Annotated in this window: 7 protein-coding genes; 4 read left to right on the forward strand and 3 right to left on the reverse strand. The window is 68.5% G+C overall.

Going from position 1 to position 7,041, the window contains the following annotated elements; all coding sequences use genetic code 11:
- Window positions 1-1,017, forward strand: a 1,017-nt coding sequence (locus HOP12_03745) for a leucyl aminopeptidase (GenBank protein ID NOT33264.1), incomplete at its 5' end; no start/stop codon positions are given.
- A gap of 33 nt (window positions 1,018-1,050) precedes the next feature.
- On the opposite strand, the gene HOP12_03750 is transcribed toward HOP12_03745, so the two are convergent.
- Window positions 1,051-1,866 carry a hypothetical protein gene (locus HOP12_03750; protein ID NOT33265.1) on the reverse strand — a complete coding sequence of 272 codons (816 nt, stop codon included), beginning with the start codon at window positions 1,864-1,866 and terminating at the stop codon, window positions 1,051-1,053.
- Window positions 1,867-1,899: 33 nt separating this feature from the next.
- Here HOP12_03750 and HOP12_03755 point away from each other — a divergent pair, with 33 nt between their 5' ends.
- Entirely contained in the window at window positions 1,900-2,373 is a 474-nt protein-coding gene (locus HOP12_03755) for a rhodanese-like domain-containing protein (GenBank protein ID NOT33266.1), read from the forward strand.
- A gap of 3 nt (window positions 2,374-2,376) precedes the next feature.
- Here HOP12_03755 and rlmD read toward each other — a convergent pair whose 3' ends face one another.
- On the reverse strand, window positions 2,377-3,666 hold the full coding sequence (rlmD, locus tag HOP12_03760) for a 23S rRNA (uracil(1939)-C(5))-methyltransferase RlmD (protein NOT33267.1): 1,290 nt from the start codon (window positions 3,664-3,666) through the stop codon (window positions 2,377-2,379).
- Window positions 3,667-3,879: 213 nt separating this feature from the next.
- Between rlmD and HOP12_03765 the strand changes: the two genes are divergently transcribed.
- Complete coding sequence (locus HOP12_03765; GenBank protein NOT33268.1) at window positions 3,880-5,070, forward strand: PDZ domain-containing protein; 1,191 nt, start codon at window positions 3,880-3,882, stop codon at window positions 5,068-5,070.
- 147 nt (window positions 5,071-5,217) lie between these two features.
- Here HOP12_03765 and HOP12_03770 read toward each other — a convergent pair whose 3' ends face one another.
- Window positions 5,218-6,342, reverse strand: coding sequence for a hypothetical protein (locus tag HOP12_03770; GenBank protein NOT33269.1), 1,125 nt, complete (start codon window positions 6,340-6,342; stop codon window positions 5,218-5,220).
- Between the two features lie 170 nt (window positions 6,343-6,512).
- Here HOP12_03770 and HOP12_03775 point away from each other — a divergent pair.
- Window positions 6,513-7,041, forward strand: a 529-nt coding sequence (locus HOP12_03775; protein ID NOT33270.1) for an NUDIX hydrolase, incomplete at its 3' end; no start/stop codon positions are given.

A 7,041-nucleotide genomic window follows, 5' to 3' on the forward strand; every position in this document is an offset into this window, starting at 1 on the left:
TCGGCCCGGCAGCGCCGTGCGGTGGCGCGTGGCGACGCGATCGCTTCGGGCACCTGTCTGGCGCGCGATCTGGCGAACACCCCCGGAGACGCCCTGCCGCCCGATGCGCTCGCGCGCCGCGCCCGCCAGGTCGCGCGCGACGCGGGCGCGAGCGTGCAGGTGCTCGGGGTGCCGCAGATGACACGGCTCGGCATGGGCCTTCTGCTCGCCGTCGGGCGCGGAAGTCCGAACCCGCCGCGCTTCGTGGTGCTGGATCGCGCCGCGCCGCGCGGGGTCAAACGCGCACCGACCGTGGTGCTGGTCGGCAAAGGCGTCACGTTCGACACCGGCGGCATCTCGCTCAAGCCGCGCGAAAACATGAACAGGATGAAGTACGACATGGCCGGCGCGGCCGCGGTGCTGGGACTGTTCGCGGCGCTGCCGCAACTCGCAGTGCCGGTTCGCGTGGTGGGATTGATCGCGAGTGCCGAGAACATGCCGGGTGGTCGCGCGTTCAAGCCCGGTGACGTGTTGCGAGCACTCGATGGAACCACGGTCGAAGTCACCAACACCGACGCGGAAGGACGGCTGGTGCTCGCGGATGCGCTGGTCTACGCGCGGCGCTTCAAGCCTGACGCGGTGATCGACCTCGCGACCCTGACAGGAGCCGTGAGCATCGCGCTCGGAAATCTCGCGGCCGGGCTCTTCACCGACGATGACGCGATCGCGGGCGAGCTGACGCTGGCGGGAGAGGTGACCGGTGAGCGGCTGTGGCGGCTTCCGCTGTGGGACGAGTATGCATCGGAGCTGCGAAGCGACACGGCGGACCTCGTGAACTCGTCGGTCCCGCAGGGGGGTGCGATCCTGGGCGCGATGTTCCTCAAGCGCTTCGCGCGCGGACTGCCGTGGGCGCATCTCGACATCGCGAGCACCGGATGGACGTCCGCGGAGCGCGCGCACGAACCGCGCGGCGCGACCGGGTTCGGGGTGCGGTTGCTGGCCGAGTGGCTGAGCACTCGCTACGGCGGTCGCGCGTGATCGCGAGACGCCGCCACGACGAGTCGTGCGCGACTAGCCCGGCTTCGAGGGACTCTTCGCGGCCGCCGGCGTCCGCGGTCGCGGCGTGGTGGTCGCGGCTTCCCGCTCGATGCGAAGTCCGGTGCCCGTATGCGTCATGAGCAACAGGCGGCCCTGGCGATCGAGCCACAGATCGAACACCAGCGGTTCCTGGCGGAACTGAAGGTGGCTCGCCGTCACCGACTTGCCGCCCCATCGCAACGGCTCGGAGGGCAGTCGCGCGACCTGCGCCTCGGCGGTGGTGTCGCGGTCCGCGAGCGTCACGATGTTGATGGGACGCACGTCGAACGGCTGGGAGTGGAGGCTCAAGGCGATGTAGTACATGAGCGTGTAGAGCTGAGACTCGAGCACGTACACACGACCGGGTGGCATCGGATAGGCGGTACCGATGCCTCGCCCGTCGACTTCCTTGAAGATCGTGAACACGGTGTCGGAACTGAGCGAAATGCCGCGGATCCGTTCGTGGCCGCCGACCCGCTCGTTCGACAGGTAATTGCGAAGCGCGTAGTCGTCCCGGCTCACCGTCATGTTCAGGAGTTTCTTGACCTGTTGGTCGACCCCGTCGATGCGATGAGAGACGATCGACGTCGCACGAACGACCATGCTGTCGCCCGCGACGTCGATCGCGAAGTTCTCGCGACCGAGCAGCTTGCCGCGCAGCGAGATGAGAAAAGTGCCCTTGTCGAGCAACCGGGAGCCGGGCGTCGCACCGGATTCCTGAGCGGCGGCGAACGGCGCGGTGGCGGCCACAGCGATCGCCAGTGCCGCGAGCGCGAGCATCCGCATGCGGAGTCGAACAGTCGAAATCATGGCCGAAGAGGCTAGCACAGCAAGGAGGCTTCGATGCGAAACCTGTGTCAACACCCCGAATTCGTTTCGAGAGTTTCGACGAGCGCATTCGCGCTCGCGCTCGCATTGCTGACGGGATGCGGGAACTCGGGCTCCGGTGGCCGCGCCGCCGTTTCGGGCACGCGAAGCGCGACGCACGCGGCGGTCAGCCACATCGACGCGGCCTCGGCGCGGACTTTTCTGGACGAGAACTCGGAAGCACTGCTGCTCGACGTACGCAATCCGAAGGAGTGGAAAAGCAAGTACCCGGCGGCGCCGGGGGCGATGACGATCCCGCTTCCCGAATTGCACAAGCACGTGGGCGAGCTGGCGGCCTGGAAGGACAAGCCCATCTTCACCGTCTGCCACTCGGGGAGTCGCAGTCTCACCGCTGCCGAGATGCTCGCCGACTCCGGATTCCGAGACGTGCGCAGCATCGACGGCGGCATGGTGGCGTGGAAGATGGTCGAGAATCTGACGGCTCAGTAACGCTCAGACGGACGCCGTACGCTCCAGCCGTGCCACGCATTCGATGTGTGGCGTGTGCGGAAACAGATCGAACGGCGTCACGTGATCGAGCGCAAACCCGAGCGCGGCAAAGTCCTTGAGATCGCGCGCCAGCGTCGCGGGATTGCACGACACGTAGATCACACGACGCGGCGTCAGCTCCGCGATGCGTGCCACCACGCGCGGATGCAGTCCGGCTCGCGGCGGGTCGACGACCACGATCGAGGGGCGCGGTGCGCCGGCGCGTTCGCCGCGTGCCCACTGGCGCAGCACGGCACGAGACTCGCCGGCCTCGAAGCGCGCGTTCGTCACGCGATTGCGCACCGCGTTCGCTCTCGCCGCGATCACCGCGGGCTCGACGCTCTCGACCCCGATCGCCTCGCCGGCCACGCGCGCGAACAGCAGCGTGAGTGTTCCGGTGCCACAGTAGAGGTCGAGCACCACGTCGTCGGGCGTCGCGGCCGCCGCAGCGATCGCCCCCTGGTAGAGACCCTCGGCTGCGCGGCTGTTGGTCTGCAGGAACGACGCGGCACCGGCTTCGAACTCGAGTCCGAGCAGGCGCTCCACCACGGTGGCGCGACCTTGCAGCAGTCGTTCCTCCTCGCCGATCGCGACGTTCGCGCGCGCTCGATTGATCAACAGCGAAACTCCCTGGATCGCGGGGCTCGTCGCCGCGACTTCACGCGCCCATGCGTCGAGTCCGTCGAGTTGATCGGACGCGGCGACCAGGTGCACGGCGCATTGGTCGGTGAGCGGTAAGTGACGCACCACCAGGAACCGCGCGATGCCTTCGTGGCGGCGCGGGTGGTAGGCGGGCCAGCGATGCGCACGCGCGAACCGCTGGGTGAGACGCACCACCTCGACCGTCAACTCACTCGCGATCAGGCAGTCCTCGAGTTCGAACACACGATCGAACGCGCCGCGCACGTGAAGTCCGAGCTGCGGGGATCCGTCGGAGTCGGGCGCGAAGCTGAACTCCATCTTGTTGCGATAGCGCCATGCGTCGGGCGCCGCGACGATCGGACGGACCTGCGGGTTCTCGAGCCCGCCGATGCGTTCGAGCGTCTCGCGGACGTGGCGTTCCTTGAGCCGCACCTGCGCCTCGAGGGCGAGGTCCTGAAAGCGGCAGCCGCCACAGACGTGCACATGGGAGCATCGCGGGGGTACCCGATCGGGGCACAAAGGCTCGACGCGTTCCAACCTTGCATCGGCCCAACGCCGTCTCACATGTGAAACCCGGGCCTCGACGCGGTCGCCGGGAAGACCGCGGTCCACGAACACGACTCTTCCCTCGTGCCGTGCAAGAGCCTGGCCTCCGGGCACCACATCCTCGATGGCGAGGGTTAACAGCTCGTTGACTTTCATGCGCGGGGAGGGGCTCGTTCCGCTCTCGGAGGAATTCCGGGAACTGAGGGAGGGGCCGCGTGGTTTCAGGGGCAGACCCTCGAACGTTCAGGCCCGGCGACGCTATCACGAAGGAGGAAGAGCATGCGAAAGCGATGGGGTTCGATGGTCGCGATGTTCGGTGCGCTGATGGCGCTCGGACTCGTGGCGGTCGCTCCGGCGCACGCACAGTCGGGTCAGGCGTGGATGGGTGTGTTCACTCAGACGCTCGATGCGGATCTGCGCGATGCGATGGACTACCGCGGTGAGGGAGTGCTGGTGAATCGCGTGGTGGATGGCAGCCCGGCGGAGCGTGCCGGCATCCGCAAGGGTGACGTGCTGGTGTCGTTCAATTCGCGCAGCGTCGACTCGCCCGCCGAGCTGACGCGCTTCGTGCGCGACGCGCGGGTCGGGCAGGAATCGAGCGTGTTGCTGTGGCGGGACGGGGCGCGTCGCACGGTCGCCGTCACGCTTGGCAATCGCGAGGAAGACCGCACCGAAACGCCTCGCTGGACCGCACGGGATCGCGAGAACGACGACGATCGCGATGGCGATCACACGCGCACGTTCACGTTCCGGACTCCGGATCCGAGCGACGACGAAGACGGCGAAGACGCTCCGGACGAGAGGTGGATCGCGCCGCCGGTGCCGCGTGCCCCGCGTGCCCCGACCGCGCCGCGTGCTCCGGTGGCACCGAAGGCGCCCAGGATGTGGGCGCACGATTGGCACGATGGCGAGGTCCACGAACTGGACCTGCCGGACGTCAACGACTTCATGGGCCCCGATACCAAACGCGCGTTCGAACGCCTGGTCGGCAACGGGCGCCCGCGACTCGGAGTCGGCTACGAAGAGGCGGATCGCGGCGTGCGGATCACCAACGTGATCGACGGTTCGGCGGCGGATCGAGCCGGACTGCGTCAGGGCGATCTGGTGACCCGGGTCGGTGAGCGCGAGGTGCGCGGTACCGACGACTTCGTGAACGCCGTCTCGGGTGCGCCGAGCGGACCGGTCGAGATCACGATCCTGCGGCGCGGCGAACGCCGTGTGGTCACCGCGGAACTCCCGCAACGCAATCGGGGTAGAAGCGATGTCCTCCTGCGCCGTTCCGACGACGGAAGCGGTCCGGGAATGATGAAGTGGCGAGCCGAGCGTGATTCCGAACGGCCGCGCGTGACGGTGCGCCGGCTGCGTGATCGCGACCGCAACTCCGAAGATCTGCGTCGTGAGATTCGCGAGATGAAGCTCGAGCTGCAGAAGCTCGAACGCGAGTTGTCGGAGGAGGATTCGGATCGCTGACCCACGAACACAGTCACACCGCCCCTAGCCGGGGGCGTCGACCGATGCGTCCACACCGGAACACGGTGTCAGCAAGGGGCGAACACGGACGATCGGTGCAGCGCGGCGCTCCCGGCAGCGGGCGGAGCAGTTTCTCAGCGCGTGCGCCTACCGCATCAGGATCATCCGCCGCGACGTCGTGACGCCGTCCGCCACGAAGCGGTAGAGGTAGGCGCCCGCGGGCAGTACCGAACCGTCGAACATCACTGCGTGCTCGCCGGGTTCGTGAACGCCTTCGGCGAGCGTCGCCACGTGCCGGCCGGTCAGGTCGAACACCGCCAGATCCACGCGAGCGCTTCGCGCGAGCGTGAAGCCGATGCGCGTGGAGCGCGGGAATGGATTCGGACTGTTCTGCCTCAGCACATGCGCCGACGAGCGCGTGGGCCCGTCGCCCGCATCCAGCACGCCCGCATCGCTCCGATCGACGCGGTAGCCACCCGCGATCATTCGACCGGTGGGCGTGATCACGATCGAGGTGAGGTTTTCGTTTGCTCCGAGTCCAGAGCCGCTGCTGCTCCACACGACTCCGCCGTCCGTCGAGCGGAACACGGACTCGTCGCTGGTTCCGAGCAGGTCGCCGTTCGGCGCAGCGATCAGCGCGCTGAAGTACGGCGCGTTGCCGCCGAGACGAACCCACGTGTCGCCGCGGTCGGTCGAACGATAGAGGCCGTCGATCTGTGCCGGATAGAGCGTGTGGACGAACACCCGCTGGTCGGCGGTCACGGCCATGGTGCGCACATGGCGGCCGAGCAGTCCGGTGCTGCGGGCTTCCCAGGTCAGGCCGAGGTCGCTGGAGCGATAGACGCCGTCGATGGTGCCCGCGTAGACCTCGCCACCCGTTCCGAATGCGAAGCAACCGGTCGAGAACGAGTGGGTCGCCTGCGGAAGCTCGACGCCGAGCCACGTGGCGCAGGCGTCGTCGGAACAAAACACTCCAACCGCGAAGTCCCCCGCGTACAGGGCGCCTGACGGTGAACAAACGAGCGCCTGCGGAAGCGTGTTCGGCGCGATCACGCCGCCCGGCGTCCAGGTGACGCCGTCATCCGCGGAGACGTGCAGCTGACTGCCGCCGCACGCATACACCATTCCGTTCAGGCCGACCGCGAGTCGGTAGTGATAGCCCGAAGGCAGGCTGGTGACGACCCAATCGGCGGCCACGATCGGCGAAGCGCCGACCATCAGGGCACCGCCGAAGAGCAGGAGCGCAGCTGAGAACGAGCGAAGCGTCGGCATGTCGACCTCGAGGTCATGGGAGCGCGGGGATTCACGCGAAGTGCTCACGCACACTCTCGGGCCTGACGGCTCCGGATTCCGCCGAGAAGCGCGGGTTTAGCGGTCCGGAACCGGCGCGGAGCGGCCCGCCTCTTGCGGCGCACCGCCGCGATCTCTAGCCTCGCTCCCCCATGACCATGCCCGCTCGTCCACGCCACTGTCTGCTGTGCGGCACTCCGCTCGTGATGCGCGACGATCGCGGCCAGGAGCGCCCGACCTGCCCCGCGTGCGGCTGGATCTACTACCGCAACCCGGCGCCGGCGGCCGGCGTGATCGTGGCCGGCGACGACGGGGTGCTGCTGGTCAAGCGCCGCTGGGAGCCGGCGGCGGGGGCGTGGTGCCTGCCGGCGGGCTTCATGGAGTACGGCGAGACACCCGAGCACTGCGCGGTGCGCGAGCTTCGCGAGGAGACGGGCATCGAGGCGCGGTTGATCGGGCTGTTCGGCGTCTACGCCGGACTCGACGATCCGCGCGTGCGGGCGGTGCTGATCCTCTACACCGCCGAGGCGACCGGAGGGAAGCTCGAGCCCGGCGACGACGCGATCGAGGCGCGATGGTTCGCGCTCGATCGACTGCCGCGCCGTATCGCCTTTGCCGCGCACCGCCGGGCGCTGCAGCGCTTCCGCGCCGCACGCAAGCGCGCGGCGGGCACCCGACGGT

This window comes from Candidatus Eisenbacteria bacterium (genome assembly GCA_013140805.1).
GTDB lineage: Bacteria > Eisenbacteria > RBG-16-71-46 > RBG-16-71-46 > RBG-16-71-46 > JABFRW01.

Excerpts from the sequence above, each read along its gene's own strand:
- HOP12_03770 (NOT33269.1), bottom strand. The coding sequence starts at position 6,342 with ATGCCGACGCTTCGCTCGTTCTCAGCTGCGCTCCTGCTCTTCGGCGGT.
- HOP12_03750 (NOT33265.1), bottom strand. The coding sequence starts at position 1,866 with ATGATTTCGACTGTTCGACTCCGCATGCGGATGCTCGCGCTCGCGGCA.
- HOP12_03755 (NOT33266.1), top strand. The coding sequence starts at position 1,900 with ATGCGAAACCTGTGTCAACACCCCGAATTCGTTTCGAGAGTTTCGACG.
- HOP12_03765 (NOT33268.1), top strand. The coding sequence starts at position 3,880 with ATGCGAAAGCGATGGGGTTCGATGGTCGCGATGTTCGGTGCGCTGATG.